The 24,134-nt window shown below is 69.8% G+C and carries 16 protein-coding genes; 10 read left to right on the forward strand and 6 right to left on the reverse strand.

What is annotated here, in order from left to right; genetic code table 11:
• On the reverse strand, positions 1 to 1,033 hold a 1,033-nt coding region (locus AUL32_RS01670), incomplete at its 3' end, for an acyltransferase family protein (protein WP_062111187.1).
• A gap of 1,212 nt (positions 1,034 to 2,245) precedes the next feature.
• Positions 2,246 to 3,991 (reverse strand): family 16 glycosylhydrolase, encoded by a 1,746-nt coding sequence (locus tag AUL32_RS01675; RefSeq protein ID WP_062111188.1) that lies wholly within the window; start codon positions 3,989 to 3,991, stop codon positions 2,246 to 2,248.
• Between the two features lie 443 nt (positions 3,992 to 4,434).
• Here AUL32_RS01675 and AUL32_RS01680 point away from each other — a divergent pair, with 443 nt between their 5' ends.
• From AUL32_RS01680 to AUL32_RS25525, 10 genes are all read left to right on the forward strand, one after another.
• Entirely contained in the window at positions 4,435 to 4,914 is a 480-nt protein-coding gene (locus AUL32_RS01680; RefSeq protein WP_062111189.1) for a c-type cytochrome, read from the forward strand.
• Between the two features lie 164 nt (positions 4,915 to 5,078).
• The gene (locus AUL32_RS01685; protein ID WP_187301301.1) at positions 5,079 to 6,815 is read left to right on the forward strand and encodes a type I secretion system permease/ATPase; all 1,737 of its coding nucleotides are present in this window, start codon (positions 5,079 to 5,081) and stop codon (positions 6,813 to 6,815) included.
• The gene (locus tag AUL32_RS01690) at positions 6,812 to 8,152 is read left to right on the forward strand and encodes an HlyD family type I secretion periplasmic adaptor subunit (RefSeq protein WP_062111193.1); all 1,341 of its coding nucleotides are present in this window, start codon (positions 6,812 to 6,814) and stop codon (positions 8,150 to 8,152) included. The genes AUL32_RS01685 and AUL32_RS01690 overlap by 4 nt, the downstream gene beginning before the upstream one ends.
• 149 nt (positions 8,153 to 8,301) lie before the next feature.
• Positions 8,302 to 8,961: a calcium-binding protein gene (locus AUL32_RS01695; protein WP_061974293.1), complete on the forward strand. Its 660-nt coding sequence runs from the start codon at positions 8,302 to 8,304 to the stop codon at positions 8,959 to 8,961.
• A gap of 290 nt (positions 8,962 to 9,251) precedes the next feature.
• Positions 9,252 to 11,414, forward strand: a complete 2,163-nt coding sequence (locus AUL32_RS01700; RefSeq protein ID WP_062111194.1) for a glycosyltransferase — start codon at positions 9,252 to 9,254, stop codon at positions 11,412 to 11,414.
• On the forward strand, positions 11,411 to 12,262 hold the full coding sequence (locus AUL32_RS01705) for a class I SAM-dependent methyltransferase (protein WP_082659069.1): 852 nt from the start codon (positions 11,411 to 11,413) through the stop codon (positions 12,260 to 12,262). The genes AUL32_RS01700 and AUL32_RS01705 overlap by 4 nt, the downstream gene beginning before the upstream one ends.
• Positions 12,262 to 13,512, forward strand: coding sequence for a glycosyltransferase family 4 protein (locus AUL32_RS01710; RefSeq protein WP_062111196.1), 1,251 nt, complete (start codon positions 12,262 to 12,264; stop codon positions 13,510 to 13,512). The genes AUL32_RS01705 and AUL32_RS01710 overlap by 1 nt, the downstream gene beginning before the upstream one ends.
• Entirely contained in the window at positions 13,509 to 14,246 is a 738-nt protein-coding gene (locus AUL32_RS01715; protein ID WP_062111198.1) for a hypothetical protein, read from the forward strand. The genes AUL32_RS01710 and AUL32_RS01715 overlap by 4 nt, the downstream gene beginning before the upstream one ends.
• Positions 14,247 to 14,248: 2 nt before the next feature.
• On the forward strand, positions 14,249 to 15,958 hold the full coding sequence (locus AUL32_RS25520) for a hypothetical protein (RefSeq protein WP_192847405.1): 1,710 nt from the start codon (positions 14,249 to 14,251) through the stop codon (positions 15,956 to 15,958).
• Positions 15,955 to 17,220, forward strand: coding sequence for a glycosyltransferase family 4 protein (locus AUL32_RS25525; RefSeq protein WP_062111202.1), 1,266 nt, complete (start codon positions 15,955 to 15,957; stop codon positions 17,218 to 17,220). The genes AUL32_RS25520 and AUL32_RS25525 overlap by 4 nt, the downstream gene beginning before the upstream one ends.
• A 140-nt stretch (positions 17,221 to 17,360) precedes the next feature.
• Here AUL32_RS25525 and AUL32_RS01730 read toward each other — a convergent pair whose 3' ends face one another.
• Genes AUL32_RS01730 through AUL32_RS01745 form a run of 4 tightly spaced genes read right to left on the reverse strand, consistent with a single transcriptional unit; the run spans position 17,361 to position 24,121 of the window.
• On the reverse strand, positions 17,361 to 20,129 hold the full coding sequence (locus AUL32_RS01730) for a glycosyltransferase (RefSeq protein WP_062111204.1): 2,769 nt from the start codon (positions 20,127 to 20,129) through the stop codon (positions 17,361 to 17,363).
• Complete coding sequence (locus AUL32_RS01735) at positions 20,126 to 21,682, reverse strand: DUF6212 domain-containing protein (RefSeq protein WP_062111206.1); 1,557 nt, start codon at positions 21,680 to 21,682, stop codon at positions 20,126 to 20,128. The genes AUL32_RS01730 and AUL32_RS01735 overlap by 4 nt, the downstream gene beginning before the upstream one ends.
• Positions 21,683 to 21,704: 22 nt before the next feature.
• A complete protein-coding gene (locus AUL32_RS01740) occupies positions 21,705 to 22,883 on the reverse strand; it encodes an SGNH/GDSL hydrolase family protein (RefSeq protein WP_062111208.1) in 1,179 nt (392 codons plus the stop codon).
• On the reverse strand, positions 22,883 to 24,121 hold the full coding sequence (locus AUL32_RS01745) for a polysaccharide pyruvyl transferase family protein (protein WP_062111210.1): 1,239 nt from the start codon (positions 24,119 to 24,121) through the stop codon (positions 22,883 to 22,885). Before AUL32_RS01745 ends, AUL32_RS01740 begins: the two co-directional genes overlap by 1 nt.
• Positions 24,122 to 24,134: the final 13 nt, after the last annotated feature.

Here is a 24,134-nt window from a genome sequence, read left to right on the forward strand (position 1 = left end):
CGCGTTCGATCCAGCGCTGGCTGAGATGGCCGACCAGAATGGACGGGGGCAACGCCGCTAGGAAGAAAAGGAGCTGCGAGAGGTTCCCCGCCAGGGTGAACAGGCCGAGGGAGGCGAGCGTGCTCTTGACGATCGCCATCACCACGGGGTGCCAGAGGTAGAAGCTGTAGCTGATCGTGCCGAAGTAGAGCATGGCCGGCGAGCGAAGAAAGGCCGAGAGGTGGCCCTTGGACCGCACGAGCCCGTCCAGAAACAGGGCCGCCGAGGCGAAGGCGATGACGGCGTAGAGCCAGGCCGGTCCGTCCAACCACTGCGTCATCGTTCGAAACTCGGGCAGGTTGAGCAGGTGGACCGAGTTCCAGCTCCAGAGAAAGACGAGAAGCGACAGAATGGGCCGTTCCGCGAAAATGGGAAGGCGCAGGTAACGGCTGTATCCCGTCGCCACCAGAATGCCGCTCAGGAAGAAGAGCGCGCGCGGATGCGTGTCGATGATCGGCAGGCTGAGGACGAGCAGGATCGGGAAAATGTTGAGCGACAGCCGGCGCCGACAGACGAGATAGACACAGCCGAACAGGTAGAAGCAGAGCTCGTAGCTGAGCGTCCAGGCCGGCGCGAGAAAGAGCGGAAACGGCATTAGGTTGGGCAGAGCCGCCAGATTGGCCAGCGTGTGCAGTAGAAGGGGCCAGCCCGCGAAGCTCGCCGGCGCTTCCCGCCCGCTGACGAGCGACAGAAGAACCACGGTCAGAACGCCGATCCACAGGACGGGATAGATGCGTGTCGCCCGGTCGAAAAGGAAGGCGAGGGGCGTGCGGGCGCGGGCCAACGTTCCGATGATGACATAGCCGCTGAGCGCGAAGAAAAGCTCCACCCCAAATTTCAGCGGATCGAGAAGCGTGGCCATAAACTCCCATCCGAACAGCTGGGGCAGGCCGGAATTCTCGACATGGAAGACGAAGACGAGAAGCGAGAACAGCCCTCTCGCCCCGTGCAGTTCCAAACTGAAGGCCGGCCGATCCGTCGTCCCGTCATGCATGAGAATGATCCAGCCGCCGAGGACGAGGGAGCGCGGGGGAAGGATTCGTACGCCTCGTCGATCGGCTCGGCGAAGCGTCTCAAGGACCTCGGGCGCCAGAGACCGGTGCCGAAGCGACCCACCCTCCACCTTCGCGAGACCCTATCCGGGATGTCGAAAGTGTTAAAGAAATCTCAATAATATAAACCTTAAGTTATGTTGCAAAGCAATAGGACGCGTTCCATACAATGGATCGCTACTTATGCGAGTAAGAACTTGGGACGGAATAGGATTCTTCCGGCCCATTAGGCCTGTGGGGCGGGAGATGAGTGCGGCTGGCAGCGACGTGTCGTCTCGGAGTGAAGGGCGTTTTGAAACCGCAGGGTGAAAATTCGCGATTGCCTTTCGCTGGATAAAATGCAGCTGGGCCGTCAGCGCCGAAGCACGGAGATCGGTTCTGCCGCCAAAGCTGTGCAGATGGACAAACTGAGTGATCTAAAGGTGTCGGTCAGGCGCTCACGGACGTTTTGGCCGGGCCTGCCGGGCCGGGTGCGTTGCGACCGGGGCGGCGACGAGAGCTGTCAGCGCGTCGCTCGCAAAGAAGGGCGAAGCGTCGAAACTGGGGCAGCCATCCCAGGGTGCGTTGCAGGAGCCACTTGTTCTCGATCCAAGTCTTGGCAGCTTTCGGCGCTGTGTGCGCTAATGCGATGCCAGGACAAATGTGATCGCATGTCTTCGGTGTGCAGCCTGGCCCGGCGGTCCCGGCTATTGGCGGACCAAGGGTAGGGCATCGAACAAGAGTTCGAGACAAGACCTCCGCTGGAGGATCGGCAAGGGGTTTGTCCGCGTCTTGTCTTCGAGCGAGATTCCTTGATCGGCCCCTCATGAAATTTTGTTCGCGGTTCGAAGGTCTTGCCCCATGGCTGTGGCTGACCGTGGCGCCTGCTACGCTCACCGCGAACGGGACGTTTTGCGCGTCTGTGAGACCATGGTGTGCCTGGGTCTCGGCGCGACCTGTTGCGGCCGCCCGGTCGCAGATGCACACGCGGGCAGTCGGTGGATGTGGCCGCTCCCGCCGAAGAAGCGCTTCGACCGTCGCCCGAGGCCGGTTCGAGAGAAGAGGTCGCGCCCTCCCAACGCGCAAGCGGGCGTTCTACCAGGTGCTCTCGGCTGCGCTGCGGGGGAAGGGGCGAATCCCTTCCCCTGTTCCGGTCTCGATCATCGTCCCGATTCTCAGCCGAAGAGCGTGAAATCGGAGCTGGTCAGGGCGAGGCCCGGCTCCAGATGGGCAAAGCGCACGGCGGCGCCCGAACCGGAACCGTCCGCGTCGTAGAACAGATCGCCCGATTTCGTGTCGTAGAGAATCCGATCCGCGGCCGCATGGGCGACGCCGCCGGGGGCGGCGTAGAAGGCGGAGGGGGCGAGAGTGCCGGCCGGCCCGGCCTTGTCGAAGACCGAGATCGCGAGCGCGATCGTATCGTCCGCCGGGTTGAAGTCGGTGATCGTGTCGAACTCGCCGGGCTTCAGCGCGGTGGAGAAGACGAACGTGTCGCGGCCGGCGCCTCCGGTCAGCTTGTCGGAGCCATCCTCGCCGAACAGGCGGTCGTCGCCCGCGCCGCCCGACAGGACATCCTTTCCGGCCCCGCCATGCAGCTCGTTCGCGGTCTCGTTTCCATAGAGATAGTTGTTGAATTCGTTGCCGGTGAGCGTGAGATTGACCGTGCCTCCGGCCGCGTGCAGCCCTTCGATCTCCTGGCCCGGCGTCAGCGTGTAGTCGACATAGGCGATCACGGCGTCCCAGCCGCCCTTGGCGGCCTCGATCACGACATCGCCGGGATTGTCGACATGGAACGTGTCGTTGCCGCCGCCGCCGATCATCCGGTCGGCGCCCGCGCCGCCATTGATGACGTTGTCGCCGCCATCGCCCTCCAGCACGTCGGCGAACCGGCTGCCGTCCAGGCGCTCGATGGAGGAATAGGTGTCCCCGGCCGCGTCGCCCGTGTTCTTCGTGGGGTCGATGAGGCTCGCCGTCACGCCCGATCCGGCCGTGGCGTAGGAGGCGGTGTCGTTGCCGTCGCCGCCAATCAGCTCGTCGGCGCCCTTGCCGCCGCGCAGCACGTCCGGCCCGTCCAGGCCGACCAGCCGGTCCCGCCCATCGGTTCCGGTCAGAACGTCGCGCGCCGCCGTGCCGGTGATGACATTGATCGGCGTCTCCACGGGCACCGGGGCCGTGGCCGGCTTTTCCGCATAGGCGCGGATGTAGTCGATCTTCATTTCGGGCGCGGGGCCGGACGGATCGGCGCCCGCTTCCATCGCCAGATTGGCCAGGATGTACATCGGCCCGTGCATGTCGCTCGGGGTCGCCTTGGTGCCGATCAGCTGGCCGTCGTAGTAGAAACTGATCGTGTCCTTGTTCCAGTCCATGCCGTAGGTGTGGAAGCCTTGGGACTGGTTGGCGTGGTCGCTATAGACCTGAAGATCGGCGTTCGGGTCGGCATGGGGGTCGGTCGTATGCAGCCAGCGATACACGCCGTTCGGGTTGTTGCCGTAGTGCTCGACGATGTCGAGCTCCTGCCAGCCGCCGTTCTTGCCCTCGTTGATCTGCTTGGTCGGAAGCAGCCAGAAGGCGTCCCAGGCGCCCTTCACCTCCGAGAGGTCGGCGCGCATCTCGAAATAGCCGTAGGTCTGCTGAAACGAGCCGCGCGTGTGGATGAGGCCGGACTCCCAGCTGCCGGACATGCCGTAGGGCGTGCGGTCGGGTACGGCGGTGATGGTGAGGATGCCGTTCTCGACTTTGAACGGATCGTAGCCCGAGCCGGGATCGACGAAGGAGGAGCGGCCGAAGCCGATGTCGGACTGCGCGTCGAAGCGCCATTCGGGGCGAATGTCGGCCCAGACGGTTCCCGCGCCGTTCTGCGAGATGCTGCGCGTGTTGAACTCGTCGCTGAAGGTCAGCGTGTAGCCCGTCAGATCTTTCATCGCGCAATCCCTTTTATGGTGCGGCGCACGGTCGGTGACGCGGCTTAAGGCTTGCTTGCGAAACTGACGCCAATCTGACCTATCGACTCCGGCCCACCTGCGAGGCTGGAAAGTTGGGGGCATAATCTGAGGTTTTGGCTGCGTCTTCTTTCATCAAGCAGGTCTCGATCGAGCGGCCTGAGCTTGGGAGGCGAAGGCCGGTTTCTCAGCCCGTTCCGACTGGTTGGGAGTATCTCCATGAAACGGGACAGGGACACTCCGAGCCCCGCTTGGGGCAAGTTTCCCTTACAGCAACGGCATGAGGCGAAATGTCGCGGAGCGGGCGGCGACTAACGGCCGAGTGGAACGGGGAGGGAGGCCGCTTGCACGCGTGTCTTGAGCAATGGCATGTCCAGCCTTGCGAGTTGCGCCGCATCGCATGGCGTTTTGGGAAGGACGGATGGATGGCGATACGGGGCGGGCAGGTCGCCGGGCGTTCGGGCCGCCGGCCACCGCGCGGCGCGGCCCTCCTGCTCTGCGCCCTGTTTCTTTCCGGCTGCGGCGACGGCGAGCGCGAGGCGCGCCGGGCCAAGCTCGGCCCCGACCCGACGTTGGAAGCGCGGATGGCGATCGCCGACCCTTCCGCCGGCGCGTCGCTGTTCGGCCCCTGCGCGGCCTGCCACACGATCGGCCGGGGCGGGGTGGATCTCGCTGGCCCCAATCTTTACGCCGTCATGGGCGCGCCGATCGGGCGCCGGCATGATCGATACGGCTACACGGCGGCGCTGCGCGCGGTCGGCGGCGTCTGGAGCGACGAGGCCATGGACGCTTGGCTCGCCGACCCCGCCCGCTTCGCGCCCGGCACCAAGATGACCTTCCCCGGCATGCCGGACGCTTTAGCGCGCGCCGATCTCATCGCCTATCTTCATAGCCAGAACCGCTAGCTTTACCTCGCGACATCCAGGGTTCTGCCGTCCGATCCGCTCAATTTTATCGATCGGCGTGAGGAAGCGTTCAGTCTCGTTAAGGATACGGTATTGCGTCGCAGCAATGCCGCGTCGATCCTGCTTGCAATCCGGAAATGGACGATAAAGCGCAGGACGAGCCGATGGCGGCTGACACCGCACGATCTCAGAGAGACGCCCTCGTCGCCGGCAGCCGCCGCGCGATGTTGCGCGGCATTGTCTATGTCGGCCTGCTCAGCGCGGTCCTGAACCTGCTGCAGCTTCTCGTGCCGCTCTACATGATGCAGGTGCATGACCGCGTCCTGTCCAGCCGCAGCATGGACACGCTGACGCTGCTGACGCTCTTGACCGTGGGCGGCCTTCTCCTTCTCGGGCTCCTCGAGTTCCTGCGCGGTGCGGCGCTGCTGACGCTCGGCGCCCAGTTCCTGCGCCGGCTGAACCTGCCCCTGGTCGAGGCGGCGCTGCATGCCTCGCTGCGCGAAGGCTCGGCCAAGGCCTCGCAGGCGCTGCGCGATCTCACCGAAATCCGCGGCTTCTTCGCCAATGGCGCGGCCGGCGCGCCGCTGGAGGCGGCATGGTCGCCGATCTTCATGCTGGCGCTGGCGAGCTTCCACCCGCTCTACGGGCTGATCGCGCTCCTCTCCTCGCTCCTGATCCTCGCCTTCAGCCTGCTCGGCGATCTCGTCTCGAAATCCTTCATCAAGGAGTCCAACGCCGCGCAGGTGGAGGTCTATGCCTCCGTCGGCGCCAGCCTGCGCCATGCCGAGGCGATCGACTCCATGGGCATGATCGGGCCGCTGGGCCGGCGCTGGCAGGCCATGCAGGTGCGGGCCGACGGCTATTTCGCCATCGGCATGCGGCGCAACAAGATGATCTCCGCCGCCTCCAAGACCGTTCGCTACGGCATGCAGATCGCGGCGCTCGCGCTCGGCGCCATTCTGGTGATCGGCGGCAACGTGTCGCCCGGCACGATGATGGCGGCCAGCATTCTCATGGCGCGCACGTTGCAGCCCTTCGACTCCATGGTGGAGAATTGGCGCCAGTGGCGCGGAGCGCGCGCCGCCTGGGGCCGGGTGAGGGAGGCGCTGGCGACCGAGGGCGCCGAGCGCGACACGACGCCTCTGCCGAAGCCAGAGGGCGGCTTGGTGGTGGAAAAGCTGGTCTATGCCGTGCCCGGCTCTACCAGCCCGATCCTGAAATCGCTGGATTTTTCGGTCCTGCCGGGCGAGGTGCTGGGCGTCGTCGGTCCGTCCGCTGCCGGCAAGAGCACGCTGGCGCGGCTGCTGGCCGGGGTGGCCAAGCCCAATTCCGGTGGCGCCTATCTCGGCGGACACAATGTCTACACCGCCGAGCGCCAGTCCTTCGGGCGCTGGATCGGCTATCTCCCGCAATCGGTCGGCCTGCTCGACGGCACGATCCGCGACAATATCGCAAGGCTGCGCACGGAGGAGGACGATCCGGCCGACACGGTGCGCGCGGCGCGCCTCGCCGGTGTCCACGACATGATCGGCCGCATGCCGCTCGGCTATGACACGCGCATCGGCGACGCCCGGCTGAACCTTTCGGGCGGCCAGATGCAGCGCATCGGCATCGCCCGCGCGGTCTACGGCGAGCCGGCGCTGGTGGTGCTGGACGAGCCCAACGCCCATCTCGACGTCGAGGGCGAACAGGCCGTGGTGCGCGCCATCGCGCGGCTGAAGGCGGCCGGCGCCGTGGTGGTGGTGATCGCCCATCGCGCCGCCGTGCTCCAGGCGGCCGACAAGCTTCTCATGCTGGGCCGCGACGGCGCCTGGCAGTTCGGCCCGGCCGAAGCGGTGACTGCTGCCGTCGGCGGCCCGGCCGAGCGCGTCGCCTTGAACAATGCGGGAGACGCGGCATGAGCCGCGCCCTCGTTCCCGCCGCGCCCGGCCGCCGCGCCGCCGCGCCGCCGCCGCCCTTGCCCAGCCTCTGGCCCAACATGCTGGCCGCCGGGCTGGCGATCGCGCTGGGCTTCGGAGGGCTGGCCCTCTGGGGATTCACCGCGCGGCTCGACAGCGCCTCGGTCGGCCCCGGAACCGTGGTGGTGGACACGAGGCGCAAGTCCGTGACCCATCTGGAGGGCGGCCTCCTGCGCGAGATGCGGGTGCGCGACGGCGAGGAGGTCTCGGCCGGCCAGGTGCTTTTCGTGATGGAGGACAAGCGCGCCCGGGTCGAGCTCGGCCAGCTGGAAGCGCGGCGTCTCGGTCAGCTCGCGCGGCTGGCGCGGCTCGGCGCCGAGCAGTCGGGCGCGTCCGGCGTGCGCTTTCCGCCCGAGCTGACGGCGGGGGGCGATGGAACCGCCGAGGCGATCCTCTCCAACGAGGTGCGCCTGTTCGAAAGCCGGCGCGACATGCAGCGGCGCGTGGTGGAATCCCTGGAAGCGCAGATCGCGACGCAGGCCGCCGAAGGCGCCGCCTCGAGCGCGCAGCGCCGCGCCGCGGAGGCGGGCGAAGTGCTGGTGCGCGAGCAGATGGCGGCGATCTCGAAGCTGGCGACGCAGGGCTTCGCCACGCGCGCCCAGATCGCAGAGCTCGAAGCGCGCCTGTCGGTGCTGGCCGGCAATCGCGGCGAGCACGCGGCGGGCGAAGCGCGGGCGCGCCAGGCCATGGCCGGTCTCCAGGCCGAGATCGCCCGCGCCGAGATGGCGCGCCAGAGCGACATCGCCGACCAGATCCAGTCCGCGCGCATCGAGCTGAACGCCTCGCTCGACCAGCAGCGCGCGGCGGCCGACACGTTGAGCCGGGTCGAGGTGCGGGCGCCCGAGGCGGGGATCGTGGCCGATATCCGCATTCGCGCGCCGGGCACGGTGATCGGCGCGGGCATGCCCGTTCTCGACATCGTGCCGGTCAACGACGCGCGGGTGATCGAGGCGCGCATCAACCCGCGCGACATCGACGCGGTGCATCCCGGCTCGCCCGTGCGGGTGCGCCTTCCCTCCTACAACACGCGCGAGGTGCCCTATCTCGAAGGCACGCTGACCTATGTCGCGCCCGACCAGACGGTGGACGAGAAGACCTCGCTCGCCTTCTATCTCGTGCGCGCCGAGGTCGCGCCCGCCTCGCTGGAGGCCCATCCCACGGTCAAGCTCTATCCCGGCATGCCGGCGGACCTGCTCGTTCTCAACCGGCCGCGCCTCGCGATCGACTATCTCCTGTCGCCGCTCACCGACAGCGTCAACACGGCCTTCCGGGAGGAATAAGCTTTCGCGACCGAGCGACGCCGTTAACCATATCCGTTGACGATAAAAACTGTCGGTTGTCTGAACATTACTTGCATGTAATCTTCGCAAGTCAGAACAATACAGTTTTGACGCAACCTCCCAATTGTACGCGATATAGGAGGCCAGAAATGGCAACTGTAGAAGGTGGGCAGTTCGACGATACGTTGTTGGGCACTCGCTTCAGCGACTTCATCTTCGCCAAGGCGGGGAACGATTTCGTCTCTGCGGGCGATGGTGACGATTTCGTCTTCGGCGACAAGGGTGACGACATCCTGTTCGGCGGCAATGGCAGCGATCATCTCTTCGGAGGTCAGGGCTCCGACTACCTGGCGGGCGAAGCCGGCGACGATCTTCTGGACGGCGGGGTCGGTGACGACTTCCTGTTTGGCGGAGACGGGGCCGACACGCTTCTCGGCGGCGCCGGCAACGACTATCTGGACGGCGGCGCGGGTGGTGACATCCTCACCGGCGGCCTTGGAAACGACATCCTGGCCGGCGGCGCGGGCAACGACATTCTCTCCGGCGGCGCCGGGCAGGACGTCTTCGTGTTCGAGAGCGGCGGCGGCAACGACGTGGTGATCGACTTCCAGCCGGGCGACGATCTCCTGCAGATCGAGGCCGACATCAACGGCAGCGGCATCCAGTCCGCCGAGGACGTGGTGGCCAACGCCGTGCAGGTCGGCAAGAGCACGCTGATCAATCTCGGCAACGGCGACACGGTTCTCCTGAAGAATGTCAGCCTCGAAGACATTCAGGACAATCCGTCCAGCTACTTCACGGTCCACTGACCTTTCCCGGGAAGGGCGCCTTCGGGCGCCCTTTCCACCCGCGAGGTCCGTCATGGCGGATGGACGAGGCGGGTATCTGGCGGACGAGGCCTGCCAAGGCTGGCCGAGATGGCCGATCGTTCCGGCCGGTTGGGGAAGGGCGCCCCTCTCGTTCTTTGCGCCCGCCCTTTCGCGCCCAAGGCATTGCCGGTTTCGGCGGTGGCCTCGACCGGCCGATCCGAGTGCAGGCACAAGGCCCGCTCCCGTCTTGTGACAAGCTCTAACTTCAGTCCCTTCTCGGAGCGTTTTGGATGACCGATGGCGCACCGCGCTTTCTCCGTCTCGGCCACGATCTGGCGCTTCTCGTCTGGCGCGGGGAGGTCGCACGCGGCACCCGGCCCGTGCTGCGGGACGAGACGGGCGCGCCGCCCGCGCCGCTGAGCGCCCTGGCGCTGGCCGGGGGCGAGGGCGGCACACGCTTCGTCTGGGCCCTGCCGAGCCTTGTCGCGCAGAACGCCACCCTTGCACTGGATACGGGCGGGACCACTATCGCGCTGGAGCGGTTCGACGCCGCTGCCGCTCCCATCGCCGACGCCAGTCTGTTCGAAGGGCTGGCGCCCGCCGCCCGCACGCGCCTCGTCGCCGCGCTCCTGAGCGACTGGCCGCGCCTGTTTCGCCTCGCGCGCGCGCCAACCTATCTCGCCGCGATCCGCGCCCTCCTGCGCGCGCCAGACGGCGCGGCGGGCGAAGCGCGCGCGCTGGTCGGCACGGAGGGGGACGCCGTGATCGAATGCGCGCTGCCGCCGCGCTTCGGGGCGGTCCGTGCGGCCACGCTCGTTTCGCGCGCCGGCCTCGTGTCGCTGGTGCCCGACACGCTGCCCGGCGAGCGCGGGCCGCGCCGGCTTCTCCTGCCCCGCCCCGCTCTTGCGCCGGGCGAGGCCGAGTGTCTTCTCGCGCTGCGCGGGGAAGGGGGCTTCGTCCTGCGGCGCTGGCGCGAGCCGCGCCGCGTGCCGGGCTTGCGCGCCTGGTGGGAACAGACGGAAGGGCGCGACCCCGGCCTGCGGCAGGTGCTGATCGCCGCCCTGTCGCGCCGCTCGCCCGCTTCGCGCGCCGCCTGCACCGAGTTTCAGCTGCGCTGCCCGCTCACCGCCCGCGCCGAGCGCGGCGGAGGAACGCTGCCCGCCGCCGAGATCCAGATCGCGCTGGCCGGCGCATCGGGAACGCTCGCCGCCGGCTGGCTGCGCGACCCCGGCGGCTTTCTGGACGATCTCGAAATCCTCTCCGACAGCGAGGCGCCCGTCGCCTTCGGCGCGCGGCTCCATCGCTTCGCGGGCAAGGTGGCGGAGCCGGGCGGGCGCGCCGCGCCGGCCACCGGCTTTCTCGCCTTCCTGCCCGAGGTGCGCGGGCCGCTGCTGCAGCCGCGCTTCCTGCTGCGCCTCGGCTCGGGCGCCCGGCGCGCCCTGACGCCCCCGGTCCAGCCCTTCGACGGCGCGGCGCGGCGGGCGGCGGCGCTGCGCGCCGTGGCGCCCCAGGCCCTGGACGACCGGCTGATGCGCGAGGCGCTGGGGCCGGCGCTGGCCGATCTCCAGGCCGAGGCCTGCGCCGGGGTCGGCGCGCCGATCGTCAAACCGATCGGCCGGCCCGTCGACGATCCTATTGCCACCATCATCGTGCCGCTCTATCGCGTTCTCGACTTCCTGCCCTTCCAGATCGCCGCTTTCGCCTCGGACCCCGCCATCGCCGGGCGCTGCGAGATCATCTATGTGCTCGATAGTCCCGATCAGGCCGATGTCGCCGAGCATCTCCTGACCGGGCTGAATCTCGTCTACGGCCTGCCCGTGACGCTCGCCGTCATGGCGCGCAATGGCGGCTATGCGCTGGCCAACAACCGCGCCGCCGCGCTCGCCCGCGCGCCGGTTCTGGCGCTGGTCAATTCCGACGTCGTGCCCGTGCGCCCCGGCTGGCTGGAGGCTCTGGCCGCAAGGCTGGAGGACCCGGCCGTGGTTGCCAGCGGGCCGAAGCTTCTCTTCGAGGACGATTCCATCCAGCATGCCGGGCTCTACTTCGCGCCCGATCATCGCGGCCGCTGGCTGAACCATCACTACTACAAGGGCATGCCGCGTCATTACGCGCCGGCGGGGCGCGAGCGCGCCGTGCCGGGCGTGACGGGCGCCTGCCTCGTCCTGCGCCGTCGCGATTTCGAGGCCGTCGGCGGGTTCACGCAGGACTACGTGATCGGCGACTACGAGGACAGCGACCTCTGCCTCAAGCTGCGCCGGGGCGGCGGCGAGATCCGCTACGTGCCCTCGGCCGAACTCTACCATCTGGAGCGCCGCTCGATGAACGAAAACGCCGACTACACCAAGGGCGTCGCCGCCTTCTACAATTCCTGGCTGCACGAGGGGCGCTGGCGCGCCGACATGGAGGCGCTGATGCACGGGCCCTTCGCTCTCGCCAAGGCGGCCGCCGCATGAGCGCGCTGGCCCAGAGCCCGGCCGGCTCCGCCGTGCCCATCGAGCCCTCCCTGATTGAGACGATGCCGGCGGATGCGGCGCTGGAAGCGCTTCTCGCCGCGATCCGCCGCAACCGCTTCCTGCCCGCGCCGCAGCCCGGCAGCGTCTTCGTCGGCGATGGCGATTATCGCCTCATCGGCGCGGAGTTCCTCGGCCATCTCGTGCGGCTCGGCGGACTGCGGCCCGAGGCACGGGTTCTCGACATCGGCTGCGGCATCGGGCGCATCGCCGTGCCGCTGACGCAATATCTCGGTGACGAGGGCTCCTATCTCGGGCTCGACCCCGTGCGCGAGGGCATCGACTGGTGCCGGGCCGAGATCGCGCCCGTCTATCCCGCCTTCCGCTTCCGCCATCTCGACATCGCGCACGAGATCTACAACCCGCAAGGCCTGCTCACCGGCGAGACGCTGGTTCTCCCCGTGGGGGACAGGTCGGTGGATTTCGCCTTCATGGTTTCCGTCGCCACCCATCTGCGCCCGGCGGAGATCGCCCGCTATGCCCGCGAGGCGGCGCGCGTCCTCGCGCCCGGCGGCACGCTCTTCGTCACGCATTTCGAGATGGACGAGGCGGCCCGGCGCTCCTCGGTGCGCGACCCGCGCCGGGGCTTCGTGCGAACAAGCGAGGGGCCGGACTGGCACGCCGACCCCAGCGCCCCGCTCGGCGCCGTCGCCTTCGACGCCGGCTGGCTGCGCGCCTGCCTGCGCTGGGCGGGGCTCGACTGCGTCACCGAGAGCCCCGGCCATTGGCGCGGCGGCGAGGCCGCGCATTATCAGGACATTCTCGTGGCGCGAAAGCCGGACACCCGCTGATGCGCATCCTGGTCCTCGCCCACAACCATCCCGAATTTCACCCCGGCGGCACGGAGATCTTCGCGCATGACCTGTTCAAGGCCTATCAGCGCCAGGGCGCGGAAGCCTTGTTCGTCGCGGCCACCAACGCGCTGCACCGCGAGCCGCGCCCGGGCACGAGCTTCCAGACGGTCGGCCCGTCCGGCGACGAGGTCGTGGTCTGGGCCGGGCATTTCGACCGGTTCTATCTCAGCCAGACCGACAGTTTCGGCACGCTGCAGGACATGGCGCGGCTTCTGGCCGAGTTCAGGCCGGACGTGATCCACCTGCACCATCTCCTGCTGGCCGGGGCGGAGCTGCCCTTTCTCGCCCGCCGGGTTCTGCCGGAGGCGCGCATCGTGTTGACGCTGCACGACTATTACCCGATCTGCCATCATGACGGGCTGATGCTGAAGACCGGCACGCACGAGCCTTGCCGCCGCGCCTCGCCCTCCGCCTGCAAGGGCTGCTTTCCCCAGATCGGGGCGGACCGTTTTCTCCTTCGCGAGCACAAGCTGCGCACGCTGCTCGGCAGCGTCGACCAGTTCGTCGCGCCGAGCCGCTTCCTGCGCGATCGCTATGTCGACTGGGGCCTGCCGGCCGAGCGCATCGTGGTGGTGCCCAACGGCCGGCCCGCAATGCCGGCCGCGCCCCGCCCGGTGCCCGGCGGGCGCGTCACCTTCGGCTATTTCGGCAATCTCAACCCCTGGAAGGGCGTGCCGCTCCTGCTTCGCGCCGCGCGTCTCCTTGCCGAGCGCGGCCTCGACTTCACGCTGCGCCTGCATGGCGGAGCGCCGTTCCAGACGCCGGAGTTCCGCGAGCGGCTGGAGGAACTCGCCGAGCCGCTGGGTGATCGGCTGCTGCGCCTCGGCCCTTATGGGCGGGATCGGATGGGCGAGCTGATGGAGCCGGTGGACGCCGTGGTCGTGCCCTCGATCTGGTGGGAAAACGCCCCGCTCGTCATCTCCGAGGCCTTCCAGCACGGCCGGCCGGTGATTGCCAGCGGCATCGGCGGGATGGCCGAGATGGTGCGCGACGGGGTCGACGGGCTCCATGCCCGGCCCAACGATCCGCACGATCTCGCCCGCGCCATGGCGCGGCTGATCGAGGAGCCCGGCTTGCTTGCGCAACTCGCCGCCGCCGTCGCGCCGCCGCCGACCATCGACGCGACGGCGGCGGCGCATCTCAAGCTCTTCGCGCCGGCACGCGCAGCCGAAAGGGAATTGGCATGAAGGCGGTCGTCACCACCAGAAACGAGGCGCAGAGCCCCCTCCAAGGGCGCGTCGAAGGGTTGGACCGGCAGTCGCTGCTCGGCTGGGCCTGGCATGCCGAGCGCCCGGCCGAGCGGCTGCGCGTCGAGGCGCTGATCGACGGCGCGGTGGTGGCGAGCGCCACCGCCGACGGCGCGCGGGTGGACCTGCGCCGCAACGGCATCGGAGACGGCTCGCACGCCTTCACCCTGGCGCTGCCCGAGGAGGTGCCGGAAGCGGTGCTGGCCGAAGGGCGGCTGGTCGTGCGGGCAATGGCGGAGGGCGGCGAGACGCTGCTCCTGCGCATTCCCTCCACCGGCGAGCGCACCGCCGAGGCCGCCGTCGCCGCGCCCGCTGCGCGCATCATGGAGCGGCTCGACGTCATGCTCGCCGCCCAGCGCCAGCTGCATCTGGCGCAGCGCGAGGTGGCGCAAGGCTTTCGCGCCTCCGTGGAAAAGCTCGACGAGGCGGCCGGAGTAGGCCGCGAGATCGGCACGGCGCTCGAAACCGCTAAGCGGCTCGACACGGAGATGGGCGAGCGCCTGACACAGACCGAGGGCATCCTGGCGCGCATCGACGAGACGCTGGGCGGCTTCGACGCGCGGCTGCGCGCCATGGAGCGCGTCGGCCGCGACGAGGGGCGCGCCGCTCTCCTGCTTCTTGCCGTCCTGTCCGGCACGGTGATGGGCGCTGTTCTCACCTTCGTGGCAAGCTAGCCATGGCCCCGGCTCGCCCCGACCTTACGCCCGCTGCCCCCAGGCTTGCTGCGCCCGCCATGCGCCAGGCCGGCACGCTCGAACTCCTCGCCGATCTCGGCGAGGGCGCGCTTTTCGTAGGCGGCTGGTGCGACACGGCGCCCGCATCCGGCGCGGGGGCCCTGTTGCTGCTGCGCGAGGCGGGCGGCACGCGGGTGCTTCCCGGCCGCTTCCACGCCGGCTGGCGCGACCGGCCCGACACAGGCCCCGCCACCGGCTTCTACGGCATCGTGGATTGCGGCGAGGTGCCCGATCCCGGTGCGATCGAAGGGCTGCTCTTTCCCGCCGAGGCCGGCCCCTCCGCCCTTCTGCCGCGCTACGCCAGCGCGCAGCTCTTGAGTGAAGGCACCGCCTTCAATCTCCTGCGCGAGATCCTGGACGCGGGCCGCGCGGGCGAGGCGCGGGCGCGGCTGGGGCGCGCGGCGAGCCGGTTCGACGGCACCGACACGCTCGCGCGCTCCCCCCTGCCGGTGCGCGTCGGCATCGACGAATGCGCCCGCCTCGGGGCCGCCGGGCTTTATCTCAGCGGCTGGCTCTTCGATCCCGAGCGGCTGGTAGCGTCGGTTCACCTTTGCGAGGGCGAGGCGCGTCGCCGGCTCGACGGGGACTGGGCGATCCTGCCGCGCCCCGACGCGGCCGAGGCGCTGGGCGACGAGCCCCGCCTTGCCGCCTATGGCGCGCCGGGCGCGGTCCATGGCTTCGTCGCGCTGGTGCCGGAGCCTGGCGCCGGCGGCGACGAGCTGCATCTGACGCTGGACATGGCTGGCGCGTCGCCGCTGCACGTGCCCCTCGTGGTGCGGCCGGGGCGGGCGGTGCCGCTTCTGCGGGCGGCGCTGCGCCGGCTCGACCCCGACCTGCCCGCCTCGCTCGACGTGGTGGATCGTCAGGTCGCCCCCGCGCTTGCGCGGCTGCCCGGCGCGGTGCCGAGGCTGATCGGCATGCGCGGCGGCGAGGCGGCGCCGGAAGCCTTGGCGACGCTCGTCATCGGCTGCGCGGGCGACGCGGAGGGCGTGGCGCCGCTTCTGGCGCTGCTGGCGGCGGACGATCCGGCGCTGGCGCTGCTGCCCATTCTCGTCTGCGGCGAGGCGCGCGATCTGGGTGTTCAGGCGGGCGATATCGAGCGCGCGAGCGCCTTCTACGGGCTGAACCTGCGCCTCGTCTTCGCCAGCGATCTGGAGGACGCGACCGACGCGCTGATGGCCGGCGCGCAATGGGCCGAGACCGATCTCGTGTGCCTCCTCACTCCCCGCGTCGTGCCGGCGACACCGCGCTGGCTCTCAGAGCTCATCGCGGCTCGCGCGGCGGCCGGGGCGGAAGCCGTGTTGCCGGCGCTGGACGATGCGGAGCCCGGCATCACCATTCCCGCCACGCTCGGCCGGCGCGCCAGCGACCGGGGCGAGAACCGCCGGCTCGACGGCTGTCTCGTGTCCCGCGCGCGGCTTCTTTCGCTCGGCAGCGCGCAAGGCGCCTTTCTCGACCCGGACGAGAAGGAGCGCGACACGATCCGCCGCCTTCTCGCCGGTGGTCTCGGCCTTCATCGCACGCCGGCCGTGCGTCTTGCCACGACGCGCGAATCCGGCGCGGCCGGGCCTTGGATGCGGCTGGCCCGGCGGGCCGATCGGCGGGCCGGCGAGCTGCGCGCCCTGGCGCGCCCGTCGGTGAGCGTCCGGTGACGCGCCTCCACCGCGTCGCCCTTCTCGCCCATGGCCATCCCGCGCTTTCGCCGGGCGGGGCGGAGCTGGCGGCGCACACGCTGTTTCAGGCGCTTCGTCAGCGGGACGATGTGGAGGCTCTGCTCGTCGCCTGCGTGCCGGAGGGGCATGCGCTGGCCGGCGGGGAGTGCGAGCCGGGCGTCCGCTTCGTGCCCCTGCAGGCGATCGATCCGTTTCGCCTCCTGTCGCGCGACCCGGCCGAGCCGCGCGCGGTGCTGGCGGCGCTTGAACACTTCCGGCCGGATACGATCCATCTCCATCACGTTCTAGGCTTCGGCGCCGATCTCCTCTTCGCCCTGCGCCGCGCCTTTCCCCGCGCAGCCTTGGTCCTGACGCTGCACGAGTACCAGCCGATCTGCCGGCAGGACGGGCAGATGGTGCGCCCGGGCACGATGGAGCTTTGCGATCGATCCAGCCCCGCGCGCTGCGCCGGCTGCTTTCCCCAGCACACGCCCGAGCGCTTCCTCTCGCGCGCCGCCACGCTGCGCGCGCTCTTCTCGCTGGTGGACCGCTTCCTGGCGCCCAGCGCCTTTCTCGCCGCGCGCTATCGCGACTGGGGCCTGCCGGCCGAGCGCATCACCTGTCTCGAAAACGCGGTGGAAGCCCTGCCGCGCCTTCGCCCGCGCCGCGCCGGCCCCGCCGGGCGGATGCGTGGCCGCTTCGCCTTTTTCGGGCAGATCAATCCCTACAAGGGCGTCGATCTCCTGCTCGAGGCGGTGGCGCGCCTCCACGCCCGAGGCGAATGGGAGGGCTGCGAGCTCGCCATCCACGGGGCGAATCTGGAGCGCCAGCGCGAAGACTTCCAGGCGGAGATCGCCCGGCTTCTGGCGGATGCGCCGCCCGGCGTGACGCTGCACGGCGCCTATAGCCGCGACGCGCTGCCTCGGCTGATGGCGGAGGCGGATTGGGTCGTCGTGCCCTCGCGCTGGTGGGAGAACTCGCCGCTCGTGGTGCAGGAGGCGTTTGGCGCCGGGCGCCCGGTGATCGGCGCGGCGCTGGGCGGGCTCGCCGAGAAGCTGACGGCGGAGCGCGACGCGCTTCTCTTCGCCCCCGGCGATCCGCAGTCTCTGGCCGAGACGCTGATGCGAGCCAGAGATCCCAAACTCTGGCGCCGGCTGCGCGGCGGCATCCGCCCGTCCGAGCCGCCCGCCGAGGCCGCCCGACAGCATCTCGCCCTCTACCGATCCCTGGCCGTTCCCGCGCCCGTGGCGGAGCCGGTCTGACCGGCGCATTCCCCAGCATCTTGAAAACAGGAGGGCGTCCGGCGCGAACCGGGCGCCCTCTTTTCGTTGAGAGAACGATTGCACGAAAAAGGCCCGCCGCTTGGAGCGACGAGCCTTTTTGAAGGTTCGATATCTTGGAGTTAGACGACCGGCGGCGCCACCAGCGGAGCCGGGCGCGGCGGCGCGAGGCGGGCAGGCTTGGCGGCGACGGGCGGCTTGGCGCGGACCTGGATGAGGCGCGGCGCGCCCTTGGGCAGGTTGGCGAGCCGCTTGGGGAACCAGCCGTCGAGGAGCTTCAGCACGCCCTCGGTGGAGCGCTCCCAGCGCGTCTCGGCAGCTCTGGCGGCCGCGCCGTCGCGAAGGCGCGCCAGTTCCGCCCGGTCGCCCGCCAGCCGGGCCAGAGCGTCCGCGAAGGCCAGCGCCACGGCGCCTTCGCCTTCGGCCCGCACGAGAAGCCCGTCCTGCCCGTCGCTCACCAGCTCCTCCACCGCGCCGACGGCGGTCGAAAGCGGCACGCAGCCGACGCGCTGCGCCTCCAGGATGGTGAGCGGCGCGCCTTCCCAGCGGGACGGCATGACCACGACATCGGCCCAGCCAAAGGCGCGGGTGAGATCGCGCGGGTCGTAGAGTGGCGGGATGGTGGCGATGCCGATCTCGGCGAAGCGCGCCTGCCAGGACTGGCCGGCGCCCTCGTCCAGCACGTCGCGGCCGACCACGCGCCAGTCGACCGGGACGCCCCGGCGCACCAGCTCGCCGGCGCAGCCATGCAGGCGCTCGACGCCCTTCTGCGCGTCGAACCGACCGATGAAGAGCGCGCGCAGCGGCCCGGCCGGGCGCGTCGGCCGGTCGGCCAGGACCGCGAGCCGGTCCGCCTCGGCCAGCTCGTAGCTCGGCGCGTTGGGCACATGCAGGAGCTTGGCGCGCGGCACGCCCATGGCATGGAGCCAGTCCACCATGTCTTCCGAGCAGGTGAGCAGCGCGTCGTAGACATGCTCGAAGGCCAGCGCGAGATAGGGATGGCCGGCGTCGCGCCCGTGCTGTGTGCGGTCCAGCACATGGAGATAGTTCAGCACCTTGACGCCGGAGCGGCGGAGGCTCCCGAGCACCGAGTTCACCGAGGCGACCTGATTGTTCACGATCACGTCGAGCCCGGTGAGAAGGCCCATCAGCGTCGGCGCGATGGCGGCCTCGTCGCCCTCCATCAGCAGTTCGTGCCCGCTATAGACATGCGCGCCGCCCCAGATCGGATAGTCCGAGGCCAGGAAGTTCACCGAGGTGAAGAGCCCCTCGTTCTCGCGATGAAGTTCGTAGACCGGCTTGCCGAGGATGAAGAGATGCACCTCGCAGCCGGCCGCCTTGAGCACCCGCGACAGGGCGAAGGCGACCTTCTCCACCCCGCCGAAACTGGCGATCGGCAGGAGCATGCCGACGCGCAACGGCCGCTCGGGCGCCGGCAGGCGCGGCATCACCGCCTCGGTGCCGAGCGCGCGGCGCAGCAGCTCGTGATAGCGAGAGCGGTCCGGCAGATAGCTCTCGCGCCAGATCCATTTCTGGCCGCGCGCGGCGCGGAAGCCGGAATCGCGCAAGGCGCCGAGCGTCGCCAGAAGCGCGTTGGTGGGGGAGAGCACGGCCCCTTGCATCTCGCGCGGGGTGAAGGGCGCGGTGATGACGAGTTCCACCACACTCGGGCCGGGATGGGGCTGGCGCAGCGTGCGCACCCAGTCGTCGCTCTTGTCGTCCACGCAGGCCGAAAGGATGCGATGGGTCGTCATCCAGCCCGACAGCTTGGCCTCCAGCGGCTCGGTGGCGCTGACCGGGCGCACCTCCATCTCCATGCGCGAGGGCGCGGAGCGAAAGCGGATGGCGACGAAGTTGAACCGCTCCGACAGGCGCTCGCCCAGCCAAAGCACGTTGTGCAGGAGCTTCATGCGCGACAGGGCGCGCCGCTGCGCGTCGGTCATCCAGAGAAGGAAAGGCGGCGCGCCATAGGTGTCGGGCTCGTTGCGCGCGGCCCAGAAACGGCGCACGAACTCGCCGAGCTCGTAGGATTCGTGGGCCACGTCCGGGTCGGTGAAGGCGCGCACGACATAGGTGCCGATGCCGATCGAGGCATAGCGCGGCGCCTCGGCGTGTTCGCAGGCGATGAGCGTGTCCGGCTGGAACAGCGCCTTATGCTTCTGGCGGATGTAGGAGAGGATGCTTTCGCGCGTCCGGTTGCTGTCGCGCAGCATGCTCTCGGCGCGCTGGCGATATTCGAAGCCGAAATGCGGGTGGTTCGCACCCTTGAAGCCGCGCCCCATGGCCTGGAGCCAGAAGTCCCAGTCCTCGAAGCCCGAGCGCATCGTCTCGTCGAAGCGCACGCCGGCATCGATCATCCGCCGCGACACGAGACTGCCGGCCTCGCAGATATTGTCGAAGGTCAGGTGCAGGAGGCGGGAATATTCGGTCGTGTAGTTGCCGCTCCAGCTGATGCCGAACTTGTCGATATTGGGATAGACCCAGTCGATGTCCGGCCGAGACTGGAGAAAGGCGAGCAGCACCTCCAGCGCGTTGGGCGTGACGCGGTTGTCGGCGTCGAGCAGATAGATCGCCTCGAAGCCGGGAAAATGGCGTAGCGCATAATCGATGCCGGCATTGCGGGCCGAGGACAGGCCGCCATTGGGCTTTCGAAGATAGGAGACATTGGCGTGCGCCATGGCATAGGCGCGCGCGACCTCCGCCGTCTCGGGAAAGGGGCAGCCGTCGTCCACGACGATGGTCGCGATCTCGAAGGGCGCGGTCTGAGCGAGAACGGATTCGATCGCCTCGGCCAGAAGCGCGGAATGCTTGTAGACCGGGATCACCACGGCGATGCGCGGCGCGAAGCGGCGGGCGGGCGCGGGAGCCCGTTCGGTCAGAGCGTCGGTCATGGCTGCTCCAGAACGCTGAAATGGGAAAAGCGGGCCCAGGCGTAGCTGTTGTCGCCGGGCGTCGACATGCGCGTGGCGATGAAGAGATCCTGCGCGCTTTCGCCAAGGCCGGCCGAGAACGCGCTGATGCGCCGGGTCTCGCCATGCGGCACGCGGCAGAAGGGGCCCAGCGCCTCGCCCGCCTCCGGTCGGGCGCGGCCCTCGAACAGCGCCTTGGCGCGCTCCGCATCCGGGGCGGCGCAGAGTGCGAAGTCCACCGCCTGCGCTCGCTCGTTGGCGACATGCACGCTGGCGGAAACGCGCACGGCCTTGGGCGGCACGGCGCCGGGCAGGACGCCGAGCGTCAAGCCGTGGCTTGGCGGATGGCAGATCACCGAGCCCTCGCCCGGCGGCGCCTCGACGGCGGGAAACTCGAAGCGCACCATGTCCGGGTTGGCGTGGCTCGCCAGAAGAAGCCGGGCCGGGGCCACCGCGCGCTCGCGAAACCCGCCGCGCGCCGGGCGCTCGCCGGCCGGGCGGTGATGACCTTCCACCTCCGGCACCCCGGCGCCGGGCAGGCCGCGCCAGAGTTGCAGCGCGAGCGCGTTGGGCGTGATCGGGCCGAGCCCTGGGGCCTGCACCTGAAAATCGGGAATGGGCTGCTCGACGCCGAGCGAGACCTGCACCGGCAGACCCTCCGGCCCGGCGGAAAGATGGAGTTCCAGCGTGCGCTGCTGCCCGGACAGGGCGCGGGCCAGCGCCAGCACGGCCCAGCCGGAGGAAAGCCGCTCGCCCGGCACGGCCCAGCGGCCGACCGTCGCCCCGTCCTCCAGCGTGCGCAGCTCGGCCAGAAGCGGCGCCGCGCCGCTCTCCGGCACGCCGCTGAGATGCACCGCGACGGCGGCAAGGCCCGTGCTCGCCAGCGGCAGGATCTGGCGCAGCGCGCCGGTGCCTTCGCCGAGCGGCAGGGTCTGGGCCGGGGAGCGGGCCGGTTCGTTGGTGAGCGCCACGGCGAAGGGCAGGGCGCCGCGCCGCGTCAGGGCCTCTTCGGCGGAGGTGAAGCGCTCGCGCAGGCGGCGGTTCATGAGCGCGACGCGGCGAACGTCGGCCCGCGCCCGCTCGGCGCTGCGGTCGGCGGCGATCGCCTCGCGCCGCAGGAGGGCGGCCAGCTGGCGCAGCGCCATCTCCTCGCCGCCCTTCTGCCAAGCGAGGACGGGCGGCGGGGCAAGGCCGCGCTCACCGAGCCAAGCGACCAGCCGGCGCGGCGTGTCGCTCTCCGGTTCGCCGGCGAGGATCGCGAGCGGTAGGGCGGGCGCGTCGAGAAGCGGGCGCGCCGCGCCGCCCCAGAGGATCACCGGCACGCCGCGCTCGAAGCGCAAGAGGGTGAGCACGGGGCAGGCCGCTGGCGCGCGCGCCGCCGGGTCGGCGTCGCAGCTGAAGACGATCGGCCCCGACAGGAGCGAGGCGAGTGAGCGGGGCGCGGCGGCCACCAGGGCCGTGGAGGTCGCCTGCGGCGGCGCGGGGGGCGGAAGCGGCGAGGCGGCGCGGTGAGGAATCGAGGTGCGGCTGGGCATGGGAGAGGCGGGACCCTTCCGGTCAGGCGGCAACGGATTGGGAAGCAAGGGAGGATTGGGAGCGGCTGGGAGCGGCAAGCTCGGTGCGCGGGCGAACGGCGAGATCGCTCAACGTGCCGGAATGGAGGAGGCCGAGGATCGGCAGCGTGGCGGCACCGGACGGTGGCGGGCCGGCGAGACTGTCCTTGGGCACATGGAGAAGCGCGGGGTCGGGCGCGGCGGCCAGCCTCAGGCGATAGGTTGCCCCGTCCGGCTGGCCGGAGACCAGCGCCGTGCCATAAAGGAAATCGGCCGGCAGCAGGGCGGCGAGAAAGCGGAAGTGCCCGGCCGTGACGCCGCCCTTGGCGAGCGCGGCCTGGCGGACCGCGCCGTTTCTTTCGATCTCCAGCGTGCCGGTGGCGGCTTCCGCGACATAGAGAAGGCCGAGCAACTGCCCGCCGGAGAGGCGGAAGTGGATCTCGTGCGCCTCGGCGTCGAACCCGTCGAAGCCGAAGCGCCGGTTCTCGAAGCGGCGCAGCTTCGTGCCGGCCAGCGCCGTCAGATCGGCGGCCTCCACCACGCCGGCCGAGCCGAACTCGGCTGGATCGACCGGCTCCGGCAGGGCGCCGGCGCGCGGCGGCGCATAGGCGGCCTCCACCAGGGCGTCGGCCACGATCTCGGCCACCATGGCGGTGGCGAGCGGGCGGGCGTAATGGCCCTGGTCGGCATAGAAGCCGGGATGCTCCACCACCTCGCGCCCATGCCGGCGCAGAAGCTCGCGGCTGACATCCACCACCGAGGTTCCGTACCAGGCGGAGAGATAGTGGATGCCGGCGTCGATCGCCGGCACCGACTGGAGGAAGCTGCCCGAGCGCGCGCCGAAGACGAGAGAGACGATCTTGAGCTTCGGGTTGCGCGCCAGCGCATGGCACAGCAGCCCTTCGTAGAGCCGCGCCCAGTGCCGGGTCGGGCGCCGCTCGTCGCCATAGATGAAGGCGTCGTTGAGCGCGAACTCGATCAGGAGAACGTCGCTCTCCTCCAGCCGCGCCGCCGTCTTCAGGCGGTAAAGGCCGCAGGCGCTGGTGGTGCCGCCGATGGCGAGGTTCTCGACCTCGCCGATCTCCACGCCACGGAGCGCGGCGGCGCGAAGGGACTGGCCGAGATAGCCCGGCTCCATCACCGTGTTGGAGCCGCCGATCACCGTGACGCGGAGCGGGCGCATCAGGCGACGAGATCCAGCTCGCGCGCCGGGGCGGCGCCCAAAAGAGCGTCCTCGATGCGATCCACGAAGCGCAGCCCGCCGGCCTCGGCAATGGACTGGAAGTTGCGCACGCGCTCGCGGTAGGTCTGGTGGAAGCGCGCGATGCTCTCGGCGGAGAGATGCTTGGTCATGAAGGCCTCGAGCCCCATCGTGTGGGCTTCGTCCATCGTGGCGTTGGGAATGCCGAAGAACTCCGACATTTCCTTCACGCGCAGGTCCTTGTGCAGGATCGCGGTGGGCAGGCCCGTTTGCAGCGCGGCGACGGCGCCGTGGAAGCGATCGCCGATGAAGACGTCGTGCCAGCTATAGGACTGGCGCCAGGACTCGACGCTGTCGAAGTGGAAATAGCGGCGGAAGGGCGTGTCGGTGCCGAGCGCGGCGTCCATCAGCGGCTTCAGCGCGGCCGGGTCGAGCTGGTTGGTGGCGTCGTTGAAGAAGCGCCGGTCCGCCAACTCGCTCTTGAAGGCGAAGATCTCGTCCTGGAAGACGTAGGACACGTCCTGCCCCTCGAAGAAGCGGGCAAGCTGCAGCCCGCGCCGCGACTGCGGCGTGAGATAGCCCGCCGTCATGAAGCGCTTGCCCGCCGCCCCGCCTTCCGGCGCCTTGATGGAGAGGATGTTGCGGGGATAGAGCATCATGCTCGGGCAGCCCATGGCCACCGGCTTCTTCAGCCCCTGGCTGCGCAGCCAGGCCTCGGTGTAGAAGCCGCGCACGCCGAAGATATGCGCCTTCTCGTCGAGGAGGTGGAGCAGCTCGGCGGTGCTGGGGTCGAGCTCCGACATGTCGGGGCCGAGATCGTTCTGCATGCCCATGCCAAGAACGACGATGGGAATCTTCACCTCGGTCAGCGCGTCCACCAGCGAACGGTGGTTGAGATTGGGCCGGATCTCGTTGGCCATGGGCAGGACCAGCGCGTCGAAGTTCTTGTTGATCCAGCCGATCGCGTCGTTCGAGCCCTGATAGTGATTGTAGAGGACATGGACGCTCAGCATGGCGCTGTAGTTGCGGTCGCAGTCGAAGATGCGCGCCGCGCCTTCGCCGATCAGCATGTTGCCCTTGTTGGAGGTGAGGTAGAAATTCCGGTTGATCGCGGCATAGCTCGCGTCGTTGGAGCGCGGCAGGCCTTCCGAGAAGGGCAGGCCGGGATGGTAGCGATAGCGCGTGTCGGCCGGCTGGCGTCCGAAGCAGAGACGTTTCATGGGGTCGGTCCTT

It is taken from the genome of Aureimonas sp. AU40, from assembly GCF_001463785.1.
Taxonomy (GTDB): domain Bacteria; phylum Pseudomonadota; class Alphaproteobacteria; order Rhizobiales; family Rhizobiaceae; genus Aureimonas.

What these genes read in the sequence shown, in the direction of transcription:
- AUL32_RS01675 (WP_062111188.1), bottom strand. Translation starts at nt 3,991, where the DNA reads ATGAAAGATCTGACGGGCTACACGCTGACCTTCAGCGACGAGTTCAAC.
- AUL32_RS01680 (WP_062111189.1), top strand. Translation starts at nt 4,435, where the DNA reads ATGGCGATACGGGGCGGGCAGGTCGCCGGGCGTTCGGGCCGCCGGCCA.
- AUL32_RS01685 (WP_187301301.1), top strand. Translation starts at nt 5,079, where the DNA reads ATGGCGGCTGACACCGCACGATCTCAGAGAGACGCCCTCGTCGCCGGC.
- AUL32_RS01690 (WP_062111193.1), top strand. Translation starts at nt 6,812, where the DNA reads ATGAGCCGCGCCCTCGTTCCCGCCGCGCCCGGCCGCCGCGCCGCCGCG.
- AUL32_RS01695 (WP_061974293.1), top strand. Translation starts at nt 8,302, where the DNA reads ATGGCAACTGTAGAAGGTGGGCAGTTCGACGATACGTTGTTGGGCACT.
- AUL32_RS01700 (WP_062111194.1), top strand. Translation starts at nt 9,252, where the DNA reads ATGACCGATGGCGCACCGCGCTTTCTCCGTCTCGGCCACGATCTGGCG.
- AUL32_RS01705 (WP_082659069.1), top strand. Translation starts at nt 11,411, where the DNA reads ATGAGCGCGCTGGCCCAGAGCCCGGCCGGCTCCGCCGTGCCCATCGAG.
- AUL32_RS01710 (WP_062111196.1), top strand. Translation starts at nt 12,262, where the DNA reads ATGCGCATCCTGGTCCTCGCCCACAACCATCCCGAATTTCACCCCGGC.
- AUL32_RS01715 (WP_062111198.1), top strand. Translation starts at nt 13,509, where the DNA reads ATGAAGGCGGTCGTCACCACCAGAAACGAGGCGCAGAGCCCCCTCCAA.
- AUL32_RS25520 (WP_192847405.1), top strand. Translation starts at nt 14,249, where the DNA reads ATGGCCCCGGCTCGCCCCGACCTTACGCCCGCTGCCCCCAGGCTTGCT.
- AUL32_RS01730 (WP_062111204.1), bottom strand. Translation starts at nt 20,129, where the DNA reads ATGACCGACGCTCTGACCGAACGGGCTCCCGCGCCCGCCCGCCGCTTC.
- AUL32_RS01735 (WP_062111206.1), bottom strand. Translation starts at nt 21,682, where the DNA reads ATGCCCAGCCGCACCTCGATTCCTCACCGCGCCGCCTCGCCGCTTCCG.
- AUL32_RS01740 (WP_062111208.1), bottom strand. Translation starts at nt 22,883, where the DNA reads ATGCGCCCGCTCCGCGTCACGGTGATCGGCGGCTCCAACACGGTGATG.
- AUL32_RS01745 (WP_062111210.1), bottom strand. Translation starts at nt 24,121, where the DNA reads ATGAAACGTCTCTGCTTCGGACGCCAGCCGGCCGACACGCGCTATCGC.